General features: G+C 44.1%; 17 protein-coding genes and 1 pseudogene. 4 read left to right on the top strand and 14 right to left on the bottom strand.

Features of this window, described 5'->3' with window-relative positions; genetic code table 11:
- Positions 1-651: 651 nt before the first annotated feature.
- The 4 genes and pseudogenes from yigL to AB204_RS24035 all read right to left on the bottom strand — a co-directional run.
- On the bottom strand, positions 652-1,452 hold the full coding sequence (gene yigL / locus AB204_RS17240) for a sugar/pyridoxal phosphate phosphatase YigL (protein WP_047964613.1): 801 nt from the start codon (positions 1,450-1,452) through the stop codon (positions 652-654).
- A gap of 21 nt (positions 1,453-1,473) precedes the next feature.
- Entirely contained in the window at positions 1,474-2,472 is a 999-nt protein-coding gene (gene pldB, locus AB204_RS17235; RefSeq protein WP_047964612.1) for a lysophospholipase L2, read from the bottom strand.
- A gap of 27 nt (positions 2,473-2,499) precedes the next feature.
- Complete coding sequence (gene recQ, locus AB204_RS17230; RefSeq protein ID WP_047964611.1) at positions 2,500-4,326, bottom strand: ATP-dependent DNA helicase RecQ; 1,827 nt, start codon at positions 4,324-4,326, stop codon at positions 2,500-2,502.
- Positions 4,327-4,466: 140 nt separating this feature from the next.
- Positions 4,467-4,583 (bottom strand): annotated as a pseudogene (locus AB204_RS24035) (phospholipase A); the annotation flags it as partial.
- Positions 4,584-4,976: 393 nt separating this feature from the next.
- Here AB204_RS24035 and AB204_RS17220 point away from each other — a divergent pair.
- From AB204_RS17220 to rarD, 3 genes are all read left to right on the top strand, one after another.
- Positions 4,977-5,480 (top strand): thioesterase family protein, encoded by a 504-nt coding sequence (locus tag AB204_RS17220; RefSeq protein WP_047964609.1) that lies wholly within the window; start codon positions 4,977-4,979, stop codon positions 5,478-5,480.
- 153 nt (positions 5,481-5,633) lie between these two features.
- Positions 5,634-6,398 carry a hypothetical protein gene (locus tag AB204_RS20925; protein ID WP_053067936.1) on the top strand — a complete coding sequence of 255 codons (765 nt, stop codon included), beginning with the start codon at positions 5,634-5,636 and terminating at the stop codon, positions 6,396-6,398.
- 421 nt (positions 6,399-6,819) lie between these two features.
- Positions 6,820-7,710, top strand: a complete 891-nt coding sequence (gene rarD, locus AB204_RS17210) for an EamA family transporter RarD (RefSeq protein ID WP_047964608.1) — start codon at positions 6,820-6,822, stop codon at positions 7,708-7,710.
- Between the two features lie 83 nt (positions 7,711-7,793).
- Here rarD and AB204_RS17205 read toward each other — a convergent pair whose 3' ends face one another.
- From AB204_RS17205 to lptM, 9 genes are all read right to left on the bottom strand, one after another.
- A complete protein-coding gene (locus tag AB204_RS17205) occupies positions 7,794-8,219 on the bottom strand; it encodes a type II toxin-antitoxin system VapC family toxin (RefSeq protein ID WP_047964607.1) in 426 nt (141 codons plus the stop codon).
- Complete coding sequence (vapB, locus tag AB204_RS17200) at positions 8,216-8,443, bottom strand: type II toxin-antitoxin system VapB family antitoxin (RefSeq protein WP_047964606.1); 228 nt, start codon at positions 8,441-8,443, stop codon at positions 8,216-8,218. The genes AB204_RS17205 and vapB overlap by 4 nt, the downstream gene beginning before the upstream one ends.
- A 207-nt stretch (positions 8,444-8,650) precedes the next feature.
- Entirely contained in the window at positions 8,651-9,601 is a 951-nt protein-coding gene (gene corA / locus AB204_RS17195; protein ID WP_047964605.1) for a magnesium/cobalt transporter CorA, read from the bottom strand.
- A gap of 213 nt (positions 9,602-9,814) precedes the next feature.
- A complete protein-coding gene (gene uvrD / locus AB204_RS17190) occupies positions 9,815-11,980 on the bottom strand; it encodes a DNA helicase II (protein WP_047964604.1) in 2,166 nt (721 codons plus the stop codon).
- A gap of 65 nt (positions 11,981-12,045) precedes the next feature.
- Positions 12,046-12,762 (bottom strand): 5-amino-6-(5-phospho-D-ribitylamino)uracil phosphatase YigB, encoded by a 717-nt coding sequence (gene yigB / locus AB204_RS17185; protein WP_047964603.1) that lies wholly within the window; start codon positions 12,760-12,762, stop codon positions 12,046-12,048.
- Positions 12,762-13,676 (bottom strand): tyrosine recombinase XerC, encoded by a 915-nt coding sequence (xerC, locus tag AB204_RS17180; protein WP_047964602.1) that lies wholly within the window; start codon positions 13,674-13,676, stop codon positions 12,762-12,764. The genes yigB and xerC overlap by 1 nt, the downstream gene beginning before the upstream one ends.
- Complete coding sequence (locus AB204_RS17175) at positions 13,673-14,377, bottom strand: DUF484 domain-containing protein (protein ID WP_047964601.1); 705 nt, start codon at positions 14,375-14,377, stop codon at positions 13,673-13,675. Before AB204_RS17175 ends, xerC begins: the two co-directional genes overlap by 4 nt.
- Positions 14,378-14,425: 48 nt before the next feature.
- A complete protein-coding gene (dapF, locus tag AB204_RS17170) occupies positions 14,426-15,250 on the bottom strand; it encodes a diaminopimelate epimerase (protein ID WP_047964600.1) in 825 nt (274 codons plus the stop codon).
- A 34-nt stretch (positions 15,251-15,284) separates the two neighbouring features.
- Positions 15,285-15,473, bottom strand: a complete 189-nt coding sequence (gene lptM / locus AB204_RS17165) for an LPS translocon maturation chaperone LptM (protein ID WP_411354724.1) — start codon at positions 15,471-15,473, stop codon at positions 15,285-15,287.
- Positions 15,474-15,548: 75 nt separating this feature from the next.
- On the opposite strand from lptM, the gene cyaY reads away from it, so the two are divergent.
- Positions 15,549-15,869 carry an iron donor protein CyaY gene (gene cyaY / locus AB204_RS17160; protein WP_047964599.1) on the top strand — a complete coding sequence of 107 codons (321 nt, stop codon included), beginning with the start codon at positions 15,549-15,551 and terminating at the stop codon, positions 15,867-15,869.
- A 79-nt stretch (positions 15,870-15,948) separates the two neighbouring features.
- On the opposite strand, the gene AB204_RS17155 is transcribed toward cyaY, so the two are convergent.
- A complete protein-coding gene (locus tag AB204_RS17155; protein ID WP_047964598.1) occupies positions 15,949-18,546 on the bottom strand; it encodes a class I adenylate cyclase in 2,598 nt (865 codons plus the stop codon).
- Between the last annotated feature and the right edge of the window lie 541 nt (positions 18,547-19,087).

Raw genomic sequence — 19,087 nt, 5'->3', positions numbered from 1 at the left:
CAACAGGAAAAAACGGCACGCCGAAATCCCTTGCGTCCTTCTTTTGTTGCTAGACACGCTTCAGAAGCATGCTGTATCTGAATGGCAGCTAATGCCGTATTTTCATACGGCATTGCAATATATTCCCTGAATGTTGGAACAGTAAAATTTCAATTCCAACGTGGTATATATAAAAATATTATTGTTATTCATGAATGATATTTATACATAAACTTATCTACTCGCGAAGAATATTCAAATAGAAGAACTCAATAATCTAATGCCAGTCACAAATATTAGGGAAAAATTAAGTTTTGTAATTAATAAATTTTAAAAAGAAGACACTAAAATTTGTTTCACAGCAATATAATAACAGAACTTACCCATTAAATTTTTCGATATCACATCCAAATCAAAAAAGATAAATCCATGTAAAAACAATACATTAATAAATAACAATCACGCCATAACAAAACCAATTTAAATTAGAATAATAAAAATAATTTCATTTTATAAATAATTACTTACTATTTATTTAGCATTGAAAACAAAAAGCACACTCATACAAAAGTTAAAAACAAATAATACTATTAATTAGCATGGTTAATATTAAAAGCAAAAAACAACCCCCAATAGGAGGCTGTTTTCTCTCAATAATTCAGATTATTAGCATCAAACCTGATACATTTTCCGCAAATAACAAGAAACTGCATCATCAGAATTGGAACCTATAACTTCCATCTCCGGTAAAATGTCTTTCAAACGCTGATGTGCTCCCTGCATAATGCAGCCCTTACCTGCCACACTCAACATTTCACGGTCATTCATACCATCACCAAAAGCAATGCAGTCACTCAACTGATACCCGATGGATTGACAAACCTGCTCCAACGCATGACCCTTAGAGACGCCACCTGCCATCACTTCCAAACAATTTCTCAGTGAAAAACTAACATTGACTTTTTCTCCCCAGCGCGCCTTGATCCTCTCTTCCAAATCCACCAGATAATCATGATCGTCACTGGTGTAATAAACCTTGCACACACCATCCAGAGGAAAATTATCGTGCTGAAAAAGCTGGTAATGGAAAACTGACTCCTGAAAAAATTCTTCCTGTTCAGGAGCTTCACGATTCATTAACCAATCGTCATTATTGAAGTAGTTAGTCAGCACATTGGGATTATCGAATTCCAATAGGCATAAATCATGGGCAATTTCAGGATCTAAATTGTGGCTGAATACCAATTCATCTTGCGTATTGTGAACTCTTGCGCCATTGGATGTGATCATATAAGCATCAATGCCCAATCCATCACGGATCTGCCCCACATCTATATGATGACGCCCTGTCGCAAAAATAAAATGAATCCCTTGGTCTGTCAGCAAGTTCAACGTTTCCTTGGTATATGGCGTTAATTTATGGGCGGGAGACAACAACGTGCCATCTAAATCTGAAGCAACAACTTGATACATAGTTATAGTTCCTAAACTAAATCAGTTCTGGTCAAAAAAATCACAAATTGCATTAAGGGCCTGCGCCCGCAATACATCTTTTTCGAACAGGATTTCGTGATGAGCCCCTTGGATAACCAGAGGCTTTTGTTCTTCTTTTCCTGTTCCCGCTTTTTGACGTGATTCGCAAAAAGCCAGTAGCTCCCGATTACTCACTACTTTATCTTCACTCGCCTGTAACACGATGAGTGGAGTCTGAATTTTGCCCGCATTTTCAACCAGATTATCTCCCATTAGCATACTTTCACGCATCCAATGGTAAGTCGGCCCACCAAGGCGTAATTCAGGATAATCAACATAATAGCGTAAATAACGCTGATAACGTGCATAACTGTGCGTTAATAGATTGATGAAATAAGGCAATGGCCGCCATTGCCCCGTCGATAATGCATAAGCATTACGTCTTTTGACATTGGGTTCTGCCTGATTAACCAGGAAATGCGCCAACCAGCGGGGCATGGGTAAATTGATACCAAACATCGGCGCACATAATGCCACCGCACGAAAAACAGGTTCTTGGTAACGTTGCAGGAAACGGCTCAAGATAGCCCCTCCCATTGAATGCGCCAACGCATAGCAATGATGAAACGGACGGGACGTCACTTCCAGCTCGATGAATTTCGCAAGGTCATCCACGTAATGTTCAAACTCTTCAACATGACCTTTTTGTTCATCATCCAACATTCGTCCTGAACGTCCTTGTCCACGATGATCAATGATAAAAATATCGTAGCCCAGATGGTAAAAATCATAGGCCACTTCAGGGTATTTCACGTAACTTTCACTGCGACCGGGCAAAATCACGAGTGTTTTGTCATGATGGGGTGAACAAAAGGAGGCATAATGGATGGGAATATCATCAACTCCCATAAATTGCCGCTCTTCTCTCGTTCGCCAAAAATCCAGTAATAATCCATTCGTAAAGGCAGAGAACTGAGGTTCGCGGTTTAACCAGCTTGCTTTCAATATCTCAGGTGCCATTTATCGTCCTCTGTTAGTACCCTTCGGTTATTCAAATCCCTCAAAATGCTCGCGGATAAGCGTCATAAACGCATCGCCGAAACGCTCCAGTTTTCTCTGCCCAACCCCATTGATTAATAAAAGCTCATCAGGTGTAATCGGGCACTGTTCTGCCATCTCAATTAACGTGACATCGTTGAAGACGACAAAAGGCGGAATGTTATTTTCATCAGCAATGGATTTACGCAGTTTGCGCAATTTCGCAAATAATTTGCGATCATAATTACCACTGTATGATTTGTTTTGCTGATTACGGCTTTTCAGGTTTTGGATACGCGGTACGGCAAGTTGTAAAGGTACTTCGCTCCGTAATACAGGCCGTGAAGCCTCTGTCAATTGCAATGCAGAATAATTGGCGATGTTTTGGCTAATCAGTCCCAAGTGAATAAGCTGACGCAAGACGCTCATCCAATGTTCCTGACTTTGCTCTTTACCGATGCCATACACGGGCAGTTTGTCATGCCCAAAATCTCTAATGCGTTGATTATTCGCACCACGTAACACTTCTACAATATAGCCAATCCCAAAACGTTGTCCAACTCGATAGATGCAAGATAATGCTTTCTGCGCTTCCACCAGCCCGTCATAACGCTTGGGTGGGTCAAGGCAAATATCACAGTTGCCACAGGCCGTCTGGCGGCTTTCACCAAAATAGTTCAGCAGAACCAAGCGTCGGCAAGTCTGAGCTTCCGCAAATGCTCCCATGGCATTGAGTTTATGTCGTTCGATATCTTGTTGTTCACCAGCCGGCTTTTCTTCCAGACAACGGCGCAACCACGCCATATCCGCAGGATCGTAAAACAGCACAGCTTCAGCAGGTAAACCATCTCGCCCCGCACGGCCTGTTTCCTGATAATAAGATTCGATATTACGGGGAATATCAAAATGCACGACAAAACGCACGTTGGGTTTGTTTATCCCCATACCAAATGCAACGGTTGCCACAACCATCTGCAAATCGTCCCGCTGGAACGCATCCTGCACCCATGCACGTTGATTGTTTTCCAACCCTGCATGATAAGGTGCAACGCTTAATCCACGCTTTTGCAAACGTTCTGCTGTTTCTTCCACTTTAGTACGGCTATTGCAGTAAATAATCCCACTTTTTCCCTGCTGACCACGCACAAATGACCAGAGTTGATCGAGCGGTTTATATTTTTCTACCAACGTATAGCGAATATTGGGGCGATCAAAACTACTGATATGGATAATCGGTTCGCGTAATTCCAATAAACGCACAATATCCTGACGAGTGGTTTTATCCGCCGTTGCCGTCAGTGCAATCACTGGAAGGGCGGGGAACCGATGGCGAAGCTGGCCCAGTGCCCGATATTCCGGGCGAAAGTCATGTCCCCACTGGGAAATACAGTGGGCTTCATCGACAGCCAATAAGACTGGTTGCCAGTCGTGAAGCTGATCGAGGAAGTTATCTGTCACCAGCCGCTCAGGGGCAATATAAAGTAGTTTAATGACCCCCTGACGGCAGCGTTGAATGATATCAAACTGCTGTTCACGGCTTTGCGTTGAATTCAGACATTCCGCTTCTACGCCATTTGCCCGCAATTGGTCAACTTGATCTTTCATCAACGAAATTAGTGGCGATACAACCAGTGTCAGCCCATTTTTTACCAATGCCGGGATTTGGTAACACAACGATTTACCGCCTCCCGTTGGCATAATCACCAGACAGTCGCGTCCATCAAGAACGGCGTCAATAACCTGTTGCTGTCCCGGGCGAAATTGCTGGTATCCGAATGTTTTTCGTAATGCTTGTTCAGCCAGCGATGCCGTGCTGATGAGTTCTGCGGTAGACACGCTTTTCCTCAATCGTTACTAAAAAAAGCCTAAAAACAGGCTGTAAAAAATATAGACGCAATCTAAACGCCTGTATATTACGCTATCTCACTGTCGCAGTAATTAGCCATAGCAATTACAGCATATCATTCAGCATGACACCGATACCACGGTTTCAAATCCACCTGCCAATTACCGTTTTGCGCCAGAAAAATTTGTGGCTCATAATTCGTTTCACGGAATGGCGGTGATTCTTTCTTATTATTGAGCTGCCGCCATAAGTATAAACAATGTAATTCGTATCATAGGGGTTGAGTATTAAAGGAGATTCTTGCTTACCTAACATCGTCGAAAGCACACTCCTTCTCACTTCATCAACCTGCTTTTCTGCTGCGTGAGCCAAGGGTGATAATAAGCAGGTAATAACCAGTATTTTCCATAACAAACGCATTTCTGGTTTTCCTATTGTAATAATTTCAAACTAAAAATTTCTGCTTATTCTACATGCGATATGGTTATTTTTTGTAGTCCGTTTTTTTTTAATGAATCGTTTTTCGAGGCGCTTCACAGACTGGCAAGGTCGATAATAAAAGCATAAACTTAACAAATTGTTAACCAAAAGAACCATTAAATATCAGTGGCTTTACTTCTTATTATCAGGAACCTCACCTATGGAAAATATACAGCGAGCAGACAGAGCATTAACACCAGAAGAAACATTAACACCAGAAGAAGCCCGTAAGTTTATCGGCGAATTGTTTGTTTATCACATGCCATTCAACCGACTTCTGGGACTTGAGCTGCTCCGCTTTGAGCAAGATTACGCTGAATTACAATTTTGCAATCAAGAAAAATTAGTCGGAAATATGGTTCAGAAAATTCTGCATGGTGGAGCCATCGCTTCCATATTGGATGTTGCCGGAGGGCTGGTTTGTGCAGGCAGTGCCCTGACTACATTGGACACACTCACAATTGCAGAGATGCAAAAGCGTCTGCCGACTGTCGGCACGATTGATTTACGCGTGGATTACCTGCGCCCCGGACGTGGTGAAGTGTTTACCGCCAGTAGCAATATTATCCGCGCTGGCAACAAGGTTTCAGTCGCCAGAATAGAACTGCACAATGAACAAAAAGTACATATTGCCAGTGCAACAGGAACTTATTTAGTTGGCTGATCCAAAATAAATCAAGGAATGTGTCAGCAAAGCATATTCCTTTTTTATGAATATTCACAACGGTCAGACAGGCAATACCAGAAAATCGCAACAAGCTGCTTTACAAAGTAATTTATTGAAACGCCAATCAATAAACCAACCAGAGAATAAGCTATGACCCCAAGAACCAAAGCAGAACAAGAAATCCTCGCAGGAACCCCCGTCTCTGCCGTTGTCTATATCTGGTATCCCTGTCACAAATTTTTCGCGGGACATGCCTCTATTTATATCGGCGGAGTACCTAAATGTCCTTGGCCGGATGATTTTCCCTACAGCACAACACCTGCAAATCCCATGCTTGCAAACCCAATACCTGAAAATAATGAAAGGCAGCCAACATCACCAAACGAGAGAAGAGGTGCCGTTTCCCCTACTCCCTATTCCGTAACAGAAAGAGATTGGCCCTCAACCTCCTCAAACAATCCACGGCGTCCGACAGATGATAATTATGTCAGTTTTCTTGCTGATCCAAATATACCGCGGGGAATTTTATCATGTGCCGGTGTCTTTAATAATCTTCGGGAGGATTTTGTCGTCTCCCCTCATTTGGAATATTATCTGGTTGGATTAGATGTTGTAAAAATGCAACACGAAAAGAGTAAAATCTATAATGGAAAAATGTATGGCAATTTCCAGATGAGCCATAGTTATAACCCCATTAATAAAAATTGCTCAACAATGGTTGCCAAAATATTAAAAGCAGGTGGAGTAGAAAGTTTATTAACGCCAAATTGTTCCATGAATCAATATCGAACACCTAAAGATATTGCACAATTGTGTAATAAGCTGAGAAATCGAGGTATGGCAGCCAAAGTAAGAGAGCTGGATTGCCCGGGTAAGCTGGAAACTCCCTTTAGAACCTTACTGGGGTTCAGATAGAAATAAAATGAGATTAGTCCAATGCGATTCTTAAAAAAGAAAACACATGCCGTTCCCTACATAAGTGAACCTATACGGTTTTGTCTTAAGATCAAAAAAGTATTCCGTTGGGATAGCAGGCTCCTCATGTAATGAGGCTGTTTTTGGTTCAGAAGATTTATCGGGTGCTGACTATTATTAATCTGCCAAAGCCTGCAAAGCTCAAAATGAAACAGGTGATAAATTACACAACCATAGACAACTATTTTACCTAAATGCAACAAATTAGCATAAGGTGCTATTCAGATACACAAAAAAATTTAATTTATTACTCATGCCATTAACTACTTGTAAATCATCCAACCCGATGCCACATTGTATAGGTCATGGGTGAATACCCTCGCTTCTCTTCTTCTTATTTTTCTAAACATTCAAGGATATTATGAGCAACCAACAGACTGCCAAAGGTATCTTGTATGCCTTAGGAGCCTATTTTATTTGGGGGCTGGCTCCCATTTACTTCAAGAGCATACAATACGTTCCTCCCGATGAAATCGTATCGCACCGTGTTATATGGTCTGTATTTTTTATGGTGCTGATGCTGACAGTCACTCGACACTGGCGTCAGGTCTGGGCGATTGTCCGTCAACCAAAGACCTTGCTACTATTGGGTTTTACCGCCTTCACGATTACCAGTAACTGGCTGACTTATATTTGGGCGGTCAACAATAACCATCTTCTTGAAGCAAGTCTGGGGTATTTTATTAACCCTTTGGTGAGTGTGTTGTTCGGCATGTTTTTCCTTGGTGAGCGATTCCGCCGTATGCAGTGGATTGCCGTGGCCTTGGCCTTTACAGGCGTACTCATCCAGGTAGTGCAATTTGGCTCTGTACCCGTGATTGGCTTGTACTTAGCGACAACGTTTGCCGTCTATGGGCTGATCCGCAAAAAGCTAGGTGTGGATGCACAAACGGGTATGTTGGTTGAGACGGTTTGGGTATTCCCTGTCGCGCTGAGTTACTTGTTGTTCTTCACCAATAGCCCGACCAGCAATATGTTGGAGAATACCTACTCCTTGAACCTGATGCTGATTGCTGCCGGTATTATTACGACTGTGCCACTGTTGTTCTTCACTGCGGCGGCTGCACATCTGCGTTTGTCCACGCTGGGTTTCTTCCAGTATCTTGGCCCAACCATGATGTTCTTGTTGGCAACGCTGGTTTATGGTGAGGAAATTGGGCCGGATCGTTTGATCACTTTTGGCTTTATCTGGGCTGCCCTGATTCTGTTTACACTGGATGCGCTTTATACGCAACGTCGCTTGCGGAAATAGTCAGTTATCTTTAATAATTTCAGAACTGACCCAATACTTTATCGAGAGTTTGGGTCAGCGTTCTGATTAGTTTATTCATGATGTTACTGATATATTTCAACCCAATCCTCTAATGGCAACCCAATTACACGCGAAAATTCACGGGTATTATTTGTTACCAATATCGCTCCCACAGATAACGCATGTCCCGCAATAGCAGTATCATTATTCCCGATTGGCGTGCCAGCAGCAGCCAAAGCAATTTTTATTTTAGTTGTTACGTCTACCGCAGATTTATCCCACGGTAAAACTCCATCCAATCGCTTACAAAATTCGTCCACCAACACAACATGCCTCGGAGAAGCTTTCTTCCCAACCGCCCCAAAACGCATTTCCGAATATGTAATAGCAGATACCACTATTGAATGATTGTTCATCACACATTTCTGTAATTGGTTAATCACCGCAATAGGCTGTTCACGCATAATGAATGAACAAATATTAGTATCCAGCATATAAATTTTTTTCATAACTGAACACGCCCTTCCTCAATAATATTCGGACGTTCAGATAGAAAATCCGCGTCCGCTTTATCCTGATCTAAAAGTGAATTCCAACTCGGTTTTACTGGGCGCAATATAATGGCTTCTCCTTCTCGGATAATTTCCAATTCATTAATGCCCTCAAAATCAAGATCCTTGGGTAAACGGATAGCACGATTATTACCATTTTTAAAAACAGCTACAGTTCTCATGTGAAACCTCCTGCATTAAAAGCATATGTATAGCATATGCCAATATTCATGACAGATCAATATATGAACAAATGTGAGTACAAAAAATATGTATTTTTCAGGTTGCAGTATAGCGAGAGACAGCCCCCAGAAACATAGATGACTATGTAACTGGGGTCAGTAAAATCAGCCAATGAGAAGATGAAAAAGAGATAACAGGTGAAATGACTACAGCCAGTTTTTCCGCTTAAAGTAAAGATAAGGTGCCAGCCCAGCGGCAATCATCAGCCCAATGGCCGCAGGATAGCCGAATGCCCAATTCAGCTCCGGCATAAATTTGAAGTTCATTCCATAGCTGGAAGCCACCAGCGTTGGCGGCAGGAATACCACAGAAACAACGGAGAAAATTTTAATAATCCGGCTCTGTTCAATGTTGATAAAGCCCATCGCGGCCTGCATCAGGAAGTTAACTTTCTGAAACAACGATTCGTTGTGCGGCAACAGGGATTCAATATCCCGCAGAATTTCACGAGCCTGCTCCAATTGATTGGCAGGCAAACGGGCACGGCGCACAAGGAAGTTCAGGGCGCGCTGGCTATCCATCAGACACAGGCGAACTTTCCAGCCAATATCTTCCTGCTCTGCAAGGTTAGACAGAGCCGAATCAAATTCATCCCCCTGTTTGCCTTCCATAATCACTCGGCTCAGGGATTCCAGCACGCTGTAGATATTTTCAATGACATCCGCCAATTGTTCGATTTTGGTTTCGAACAAGTCCAACAGCAGTTCATAGGCATTCCCGTCAACCATGGTCTGGTTACGGGCGCGCATTCGGTACAATCGAAATGCAGGGAGTTCACGCTCTCGCAATGTGTAGAGACGACCGTCACGAATAGTAAATGCGACTGTCGAGTTGCCAGCATGGTCTTCGGCGTCTTCGAAATAGAAGAATGAGTGGACGTGCATGCCATCTTCATCTTCAAAAAAACGGGCCGACGCCTCAATGTCATCCAATTCTGTGCGGGTCGCCAAGACTTGTCCCAGCTCATTCTGGACACGGAGACGATCGTCATCTCCCAGCCCAACTAAATCTACCCACATGGAATCAGATAACTGATCACCTTCTTCAAGTTCAAGACGGAGCAGGCGATTGTTCTCTAATTTAAATGCGTTCAGCATGTACCATAAGTCTCCTTATTCTCCCTACGCTTATCGTAAGGCGCGAATGTTACGCTTATACCCGTCGTATTTCAAACAGCCTCTTTGTTGACTACGTTCGCTCACCCCGGTCACATAGTTATCTATGTTCTCGGGGATTCACTCTCTTGTCGCCACGACGCAACTTGAAATCCATAGGGTATAGAAGAAAAAGCCTGTCAACATTCGACCGGATTATTGGCCCGTTTCGAGTCTGGCATAAGCAGCCACCAGCCACTTGATACCTTCACCCTGAAACGCGATTTGCAAGCGGCAATGTTCCCCACTGCCTTCTATATTGATAATTGTCCCTTCTCCAAATTTGGGATGGCGTACGCGTTGACCCAGTGCATAGCCACTATCGCTGGCACTGATAGGCGTACCCAGCCGTTTGTGACTGACCGGACGGGATACCGTAGCTCGCAAACGAACTTCTGTTACACATTCTGTCGGCAATTCACCAATAAAACGAGATGGACGGTGATACACTTCTTTACCATATAAGCGGCGACTTTCAGCATAGGTCAACGTCAGTTTTTGCATCGCCCTTGTAACACCCACATAGGCCAAACGACGCTCTTCTTCCAATCGCCCGCCCTCTTCAATGGACATCTGGCTCGGGAACATGCCCTCTTCCATACCCACAATAAAGACTTGCGGAAATTCCAGTCCCTTAGCCGAGTGCAAGGTCATCAATTGCACGGCATCCTGATAAGCGTCTGCCTGGCTTTCCCCAGATTCAAGCGCCGCATGAGAAAGGAAGGCTTGCAATGGCAGTAGATCCTCGTCTTCATCCTGATAACTGAATTGACGAGTTGCCGTCACCAATTCTTCAAGGTTTTCGATACGCGCCTGCGCTTTTTCGCCTTTTTCTTGCTGATACATCGCCCACAAACCAGAATCGCGGATAATACGATCAGCTTGGACATGCAGCGGCATTTCCTGTGTTTCAGTTTCCAGCGCTTCAATTAATTCGATGAAACGCTGCAAAGCTGATGCAGCCCGCCCTGCCAGCACTTTTTCCTGAATCAGTGACAGGCAGCTTTCCCATAAGGTTTTTTGCTGATCGCGCGCCACTTGGCGCACAACATCAAGCGTTCTGTCACCAATGCCACGTGTCGGTGTATTCACCACACGTTCAAAAGCCGAGTCATCATGACGGTTTGCCACCAACCGCAAGTAAGATAAGGCATCTTTGATTTCCTGACGCTCGAAGAAGCGCTGACCACCATAAATGCGGTAGGGCATGGAAGCTTGTAACAAGGCTTCTTCCAGCACGCGGGACTGAGCGTTACTGCGATACAGAATCGCACACTCTTTCAATGCCCCGCCATTATCCAACCAATGCTTGATTCGACCAACAACATAACGGGATTCATCCAGTTCATTGAAGGCGCAATACAATGAAATAGGCTCGCCTTCGCTCCCTTCTGTCCACAAGTTTTTGCCCAAACGATCGCTGTTATGCGCGATCAACGCATTGGCAGCCTTGAGAATATTGCTGGTCGAACGGTAATTCTGTTCCAGACGGATAGTTTCCGCGCCCGGGAAGTCTTTGAGGAAACGCTGGATATTTTCCACCTGCGCACCACGCCAACCGTAAATGGACTGGTCGTCGTCCCCGACAATCATGACCTTACCGCTATCGCCAGCCAGTAGATGAATCCAAGCGTATTGAATACTGTTGGTATCCTGAAATTCGTCTACCAGAATATTAGTAAAACGTTCCCGATAATGTTGTAGAATCTGCGGCTTATTCAGCCATAATTCATGAGCACGCAACAGCAACTCAGCAAAATCGACCAATCCGGCGCGATCACACGCTTCCTGATAGGCTTGGTAGATTTTCAGCCAAGTCGCTTCCACCGGATTGCCGTAGCTTTCGATATGTTGCGGACGCAAGCCTTCATCTTTTTTACCATTGATGTACCACATGCCCTGACGGGCCGGCCACTGTTTGTCATCCAGATTCATTGCCTTGATGATACGCTTGATTAAGCGATGCTGATCTTCGCTATCAAGGATCTGAAAATCCTGTGGCAGGTTGGCATCAAGATGATGGGCTCGCAGCAAGCGGTGGGCAAGGCCATGGAATGTACCGATCCACATTCCCCCCTGACTGGTGCCAATCAGGTTTTCAATTCTATGGCGCATCTCGGCGGCGGCTTTATTGGTAAACGTGACCGCCATGATAGAAAACGGTGAGGCATTTTCAACTGACAGTAACCAGGCGATCCGGTGAACCAATACGCGCGTTTTACCGCTACCAGCCCCTGCCAGCACCAGCATATTAGTACGAGATGCCGCGACCGCTTCGCGTTGTTTATCATTCAGGCTTTCGAGCAGATAAGAAACGTCCATAATTACCATCAGTTATTTGCAATGACTCAGTATCACTGTTTTTTTATACAGATTACAATCTGAAATTATATCAGTGCTATCAAAGAAGCCAAATCAGAAATCTCAACATGTGGAACCAAGCGCCCTTCGGGTTCCTGCATCAGTTCTTTATTTTCAATGTTAATCCAACATGCCTGCATTCCACTGTACAGCGCACCTTCAACATCTGTACTTAAGTTATCCCCCACATGCAGGATCTGATTTATCGGCAGATTCAACCGTTCAGCCGCCAGACGGTACATATCCGGATAAGGCTTGGAACGCCCATCCAATCCGGCTTTCAGCACAAATTCGAAATAAGGGGCAAGCCCACATGCCTCAGGTTCAGCATTCCCATTGGTGATCGCTACCAACGGAATTTTTTCCGCCAATGCGGACAAGGTGTTATGGGTCGATTCCGGAACGGTGATTTTATTACGCCAGTACCTAAAGCAAGACATAATCTCATCCGTGCCACGCATCGTTTCCTCATGGTTAAAACCGTGATGGTTAAACATCAGCTCAGCGGATTGCCGACGCCATGATGTAACGTCATGATAGATTTCAGGCTCTTGCTCAAGGACAACCTGACGATATAAATGCAGATCTTCACGTTCAAAGTAGCGAAATTTGGCATCGTACTGCCTGATAAAACACAACACTTCTTTTTCGGTTTTATCGATCACAGGATGGTTATCGTAAAGAGTATCGTCCAGATCGAATGTCATCGCAGCAAACGGTGCGAGAGGCCGATAAAAACGCATTATGATTTCCCTCGTTTAGCTCTGGGGTGGGCGACATCATAGACTTTGGTCAAGTGCTGGAAATCCAGATGCGTATAGATCTGAGTCGTTGACAGGCTGGCATGACCCAGCAATTCCTGTACAGCACGCAGATCACCACTGGATTCCAAAATATGTGTAGCAAAAGAGTGGCGCAATTTATGGGGGTTAATATGGCTGTTTACGCCTTGCCGGATACCCCATTGTTCAAATCGTTTTTGTACGTTACGGGCAGAGATCCGTTTTCCACTCTTGGTGGAAATGAAAAGCGCATTATCTTCTGGCTCAAACAGCTCCCGCATTTCCAGCCAACGCTGAAGCCATTCCTGCGCCATATGGCCGAACGGCACTTTACGCTCTTTGCTGCCTTTGCCGTGTACCCAGACTTCGCCACCCTCCAAATCTAAATGGCGACAATCAAGGCCAACCAACTCAGACAGACGCAGACCTGCCCCATACATCATTTCCAGCATGGTTCTGTCACGCACTGACAGAGGATCATTCAAATTGATGTTGAGTAGTTGATTAACTTCATCCACATCCATGTTTTTAGGTAAGTGCCGTTTTTTACGGGGCGCACTGACACTTTTAGCAGGATTGGCGTCCAGCTTTCCCTGTGTCACCATCCAGTCAAGAAAACTGCGTAAAGAAGAAAGACGTAGGGCGAGGCTGGCTGACTGCAATCCTGCCCGGCGACTGCGAGAAGCAAACATTCTGACTTTTGCCGGATCAAGCGCCTGCCACTCACGGACTCCTATCTCCAGTGACATTTCCGCCAGAACGGCCAAATGGCGTCGATAGTTGGTTATCGTGACCGGGCTTAAGCGCCGCTCAACCCTCAAATAGTGTAAAAAGGCTTCTACAGGCTCCAACAGCAGATCAATCGGCTGGTTCATGCGCGTTCAATCCAGCGGGATAATAGCCCCGGCAGCAGTTTCGCCAAATGGCCGAGAAGGTCAGTTCCCATATCTTCATGATAATGCCGTTTATCATGGCTATTGAAAATCACCATACCCAAATCCCCTTGTGACCCTAAAAGGGAAATCGCCACGGAACCAACATGACGCGCTTGCGGCATCAGCAATAAAATTTCCGGGCCATGCAAAATGCCAAGGTAATGATTTGTATCACCAAATCGCTTTATGCGGACAGGTTCAAAAGAATGGCGGGATATCGCCAATTCCGGTGAGTTCAGTGGTGCCCCAAGATGCCATTTATCACTGAACAACCGAATATAGCTGTTACTTAATCCAAGTGTTTTTGACCATGAACTCAAACGGGAAAGAAAATCCTGCAAGCTTTTGGCACCAGAGAGATCTGACAATAATTGCAGCAGGTTGCTAAATAGCACTTCATTTTGTTGTGCCTGCTCCACCAAATGGATCAAATCATCTTCCAAATAACGGATGCGTTTCCTCTGGCGGTTCATATGCCATTCCATCAAAGAAACGCACTCCCGCACCGGATGGGGAACTCTTATCTTATCGACCAGATTGGCATTGCGGATAAAAAAATCGGGATTATTCAGTAAATAATCCACTACCGCTTGATCATTCAGCCTGTCTTCGATACGCAATGGTTCGTCTTTTTCACCCATTTTCCAATGCCCCATATTCCAAGAATGACTCAATAAACACTGAATCAATCACAAATGAATCGTGCCGTCATAAACGTGGGTTGCAGGACCGGTCATAAAGAGAGGTTTTCCCGGCCCATCCCAACGAATTTGCAAAGAGCCGCCCGGAAGATCAACTTGAACTTGCTTATCCAGAAGATCTTGCTGGATACCTACCGCCACGGCTGCACATGCACCGCTGCCACACGCCCGTGTCTCGCCCGCTCCCCGCTCAAAGACCCGCAGCCGAATACGGCCCCGATTCATAATCTGCATAAAACCGACATTCACCCGCTCAGGAAAGCGCTCGTGATTTTCCAACACAGCCCCCAGCACTTCCACATCAGCCGTATCTACATCTTCAACCTGTATGACACAGTGAGGATTCCCCATCGACACTACACCACACAGTACCGTGCGTTCGATCGCCCGGATAATATAGGTTTTCTCAGCTTTATTGGCTCGAAAGGGAACGCGTTGCGGCTCAAAGTCTGGTTCTCCCATATTGACGCAGACTTGATCATCATTTGTGATGCCCAATACCATCCGGCCTGCTCGCGTACTGACTTTAATATCGCGCTTATTCGTCAGTCCCTTCAAACGAACAAAACGGGCAAAGCAGCGCGCCCCATTACCACACTGAGAAACCTCGCTGCCATCTGAATTAAAAATACGATAGTGGAAGTCTAAGTCAGGATCATAGGGAGCTTCAACAATCAGAAGCTGATCAAAACCTATCCCGGTATTCCGATCAGACAGACGGCAAATTAATTCTGGAGAAAAATAAACATTTTGGGTCACTGCATCAACGACCATAAAATCATTGCCGAGACCGTGCATTTTGGAGAACTGCATATACGACTCCAAGAAAAATCACATTACCGACTCACTATCTTTGAGCATCCGCTGGCGTACTGTCTGACGTGCTTTCTGGCTGTACTTTATCCACCTTCTTCACAGGAGCCTGTGTTGCAGATGCCTCCGCAGGTGGAAAATAAAGAGGCCCTTTCAAACCGCAACCAGTCAGAGAGAGTAGTGTTATGATAGTCAATGACCAACGGAGTTGTTTTTTCATCATATTAATGCCTGTGATTCATGCGCCAATACTCTCTATAATCGCAGCTAGGCCCTGAAAAGCAAATAGGAAATAAACATGAACGATAGCGAATTTCATCAATTAGCCGATCAATTAATGCTTCATCTTGAAGAACAACTGGATAAGTACGATGGGGATGCAGACATTGACTGTGAAACAAATGGTGGTGTGATGACGCTAAGTTTTGAAAACGGCAGCAAAATCATCATTAACCGCCAAGAACCCTTCCATCAAATTTGGCTGGCAACCAAAAATGGGGGTTATCATTTTGATTATCGTGATAATCAATGGATTTGTGATCGCAGTGGTAACGATTTTATCTCCATGCTGGCACAAGCCATTACAGAGCAGAGCGGTGAAGCATTTCAATTTTCGTGACCGCCTTTTACAAGCGCCTAAAAACAGGCGCTTAATGTTGCAGTTTTGCTGGCGGCTACTTGAAATCTATTGGGATATATCAGCAGTGATACAAAGAGCGATAGGTATCATGAGCACTACCGGATTCCTCAAGGTGCCCATCATAGGGCCTTGTATCGTTGGTCTCTATATTATCCAGCGGGAACGTCCCATCTACAAAGGGTGCCACATGGGTACGCTCGCCTTTCTTAACGATTTGATAGAACTGCGGCAAGTTGAAATTGATAAAACTGGAACCATAAGTAAAACGATCGTGTGATGAAGAATAAAAACGGCTGATATCACGTACCAACTCTTCTTTACTTCCTTCACAATGCGAATAGATTTCTACCCGATTTGATTCGTCGAGGATATAGATATTGAATCCTTGCTTCTCCTCAATATCTTCGAAAAAAAACTGGATAATGCCTTCGCAGGCAAACCCATCGATCACAGGCGGTAAATGCTTTTCCTTGGTATCAATTTTTACTGGCAGACCATGCAGTTTGGTATTGGAAATTGCACCATAGAATTCCACCGCATTTTCCAGTTTTTGAACCGAAACGTTTAACCGTTCAAAGAAAAGACCCCAGGTTTGGCCTGAAATACGTAACGCCTTAAAGCGATTAGGATCCTGACGATTACTGGACAGGCGCAATTCTATACATTCTGAAACCAGTTGCTGGATACGGGTACAGATAAGCCCGCCCAGATGTTTGCTGTAACAGAAGACTTCAACGTCAGACGGTGGTGCAGCATCCTGATGCATTTTACCTAATATGGTCTTTAATGCTTCCAGTACTGATTGTTCACCACTGAAATGCAGGGTTCTCACTTCATTCCATGAGTTGCGGTAAAGTAAATCGATACTGCCCACCAAACATTGCTGCAACTCACCAAAACTGAAAACATTCAGTTTCCTCAGATCAAAATGAACAAACTGATTGGAAAATGCCACTGTCGGATCTTCTTCCAAGTTGACAATGATCGCTAAATGGCGAATCTCACAAGGGCTGTACAACGCTTTTGGCGTAGGCGCCGGCAGACGGATCGGAAAATGCGTGGAAATATCATTGACCAAATCACACAATTTATTTCTGTCGCACTGTGATTTCCCGTGATGAACATGAATCCGGGTTTCTTTGGTCAGTAATCCATTAAAATATGTCCAGGAAACTAACTTATTCAAATAGCGGTTATATTCCAGCGGTTGGTGCCCAATGATCGATTCTATCGTGGGAGCACAATTGTAAATATACCAACCACTGCGATTGACACGCCCCGGCGGAACATAAATGAAAGTCAGATCTTGTTCTGACAAATCTGGAGATATCTGAGGATTCACCAGCGTCACTTTACCGGGTAATGCTTCAAAAGCTGCATACAATTTACGGGTCAATACCCCGATATCCTGCGGGCTGGCACTCACACTTAAATTGTTACGGCGGGCAAAACGAATCAGGTTGCGATAACTCTGCATCATGGTATCGAGCAATTCATTATGCGCCTCACGCACCTGCTCAATCTTCCACGAGTTGCGATTATCCAGCATGGCGAGTTTGTTGTCATCCCAACCCCATTCATGCACCAACTGGGATATGACCTGACGACGCCATCCTGTACAGCCTTTATCATCACGGCCTTCCAGTGACTTTTCACATACCTTCAGGTAAAAACAACGACGCGCCAAATCCAGGCGCGTGAGGTCGTTTGTGGCAGTCAGATAACGGGTTACGCGTTCCAGCATCATGCTATAAGCATCAAGGCCAAAGGAAACAATCGCGCCATCATGGAAGTACTGTTTCATTTCCATAGCCAGTAGTTTTCCATTGGGGTATTCCCATGAATAAGCTTCCAGCAACAGGCTTTTCAATACCGCCTTATAAGGAGAATCCACGCTTTTATAAAGCTGCCAAAGACTCGCTCCAAAATATTCTTCCGCAGACAGTTCACCCAAACCGCCCAAATCCAGCCATTCATTCGGCGTTAGAACGCCTTGTGCATAGAGGGAAAGCACATATTCGTCGTAATGTGCTTCCTCTTCCACAGGAACCATCGCCCACAGCAAGAGTTTACCGGCCATACAAACCGCAGTGCGATAAAATTCATCAAGCAGAAGAATATGTTGGGTAGAGCCGCAATCTTCACCGCCCAGACTACCGCTGGCATGATGCCGAAAACGGTTTTCATCAATCAGGAAGAAGGTAACCTCAATTCCCAGTGTCGCTGCCCACTGTTCTATTAAGGTACATTTTTGCTCCAGTAACGCTTTCTCATCACTATCCAGCCAGGATTGATGACAAACCCAGACATCTACGTCAGAAGAGTAACTTTGGCCTATAGAGGAAGTACTGCCCATTGAGTAAATTCCCGTAATCGGCAATTCACCATTGGAAGTATGCGACAAGGCACCAGCAAGCTGGCTTTCCAGATCATTAATCCAAAACTGCTGTGATTCATCAGACGTAAAAAAGCAAACGCCATGAGGAACACTGCCTTTGATATAACCTGGCATCATTGGATGATGATAATGTAATAATACTGGAATTAAACTATAAACTTGCTTAAAAGCGTCACTCATTGAGCTAGTTGCGCGCTCTAGTCTAAGTTGGTTAATTGCATCCAGTCGCTGCTTCAGCGTTTCAATATAGAGATACAAGAGTTTCGCCTGATATCAGTTCCAGTGCCTAAAGTAGTCCCCTGTTTCCGATAACGCGTGGTATTACAAGATTATTTAAAATTATTTTTACAAACTTATTGTCGGAAACGTGATCAATTTAACACCTTGCAGTCAAAGCGTAAAGTATGTGCTACCACTATTTCGCCTCACCCGCAATAGCCGAATAGCAATTAACTCGTTGTAAAGTATTAATTTAATCACAAAACAGATACAAAAATATGTTTTTTCAAATAAGTATTATAGTTGATTATTTTTCATATAAATGATGCAAGGTGTTGTAAAACATCAGACTTCCAGAGTTATATTCACCTGATAATATTTTTTAATTGTTAATAATCTTTTGTCGTTTTTTACTAACCAACTCAGCTTAAAATGTTATTTCGCTTTTAAATCAAACTGTTTGTTTATTTTCTCCATTTAATTAAAACATTATTTTAATATTTAAAATTATTTTTATCTTTTAAGCTGTATATCCATATACTATTTTATTTTTTCTTTTTTTTTCGTAACTGGAAAAAAA

It is taken from the genome of Xenorhabdus khoisanae (genome assembly GCF_001037465.1).
Taxonomy (GTDB): domain Bacteria; phylum Pseudomonadota; class Gammaproteobacteria; order Enterobacterales; family Enterobacteriaceae; genus Xenorhabdus; species Xenorhabdus khoisanae.
Note: the sequence above shows the minus strand (reverse complement) of the source record. Positions and strands in the feature narration are given on the sequence as shown.

Bases quoted from the DNA above. Each gene is read 5' to 3' on its own strand.
- yigL (WP_047964613.1), bottom strand. From the start codon at position 1,452: ATGTATCAAGTTGTTGCTTCAGATTTAGATGGCACGTTGTTGTCTCCC.
- pldB (WP_047964612.1), bottom strand. From the start codon at position 2,472: ATGGCACCTGAGATATTGAAAGCAAGCTGGTTAAACCGCGAACCTCAG.
- AB204_RS17220 (WP_047964609.1), top strand. From the start codon at position 4,977: ATGGAAAATATACAGCGAGCAGACAGAGCATTAACACCAGAAGAAACA.
- AB204_RS20925 (WP_053067936.1), top strand. From the start codon at position 5,634: ATGACCCCAAGAACCAAAGCAGAACAAGAAATCCTCGCAGGAACCCCC.
- rarD (WP_047964608.1), top strand. From the start codon at position 6,820: ATGAGCAACCAACAGACTGCCAAAGGTATCTTGTATGCCTTAGGAGCC.
- AB204_RS17205 (WP_047964607.1), bottom strand. From the start codon at position 8,219: ATGAAAAAAATTTATATGCTGGATACTAATATTTGTTCATTCATTATG.
- vapB (WP_047964606.1), bottom strand. From the start codon at position 8,443: ATGAGAACTGTAGCTGTTTTTAAAAATGGTAATAATCGTGCTATCCGT.
- corA (WP_047964605.1), bottom strand. From the start codon at position 9,601: ATGCTGAACGCATTTAAATTAGAGAACAATCGCCTGCTCCGTCTTGAA.
- uvrD (WP_047964604.1), bottom strand. From the start codon at position 11,980: ATGGACGTTTCTTATCTGCTCGAAAGCCTGAATGATAAACAACGCGAA.
- yigB (WP_047964603.1), bottom strand. From the start codon at position 12,762: ATGCGTTTTTATCGGCCTCTCGCACCGTTTGCTGCGATGACATTCGAT.
- xerC (WP_047964602.1), bottom strand. From the start codon at position 13,676: ATGAACCAGCCGATTGATCTGCTGTTGGAGCCTGTAGAAGCCTTTTTA.
- AB204_RS17175 (WP_047964601.1), bottom strand. From the start codon at position 14,377: ATGGGTGAAAAAGACGAACCATTGCGTATCGAAGACAGGCTGAATGAT.
- dapF (WP_047964600.1), bottom strand. From the start codon at position 15,250: ATGCAGTTCTCCAAAATGCACGGTCTCGGCAATGATTTTATGGTCGTT.
- lptM (WP_411354724.1), bottom strand. From the start codon at position 15,473: ATGATGAAAAAACAACTCCGTTGGTCATTGACTATCATAACACTACTC.
- cyaY (WP_047964599.1), top strand. From the start codon at position 15,549: ATGAACGATAGCGAATTTCATCAATTAGCCGATCAATTAATGCTTCAT.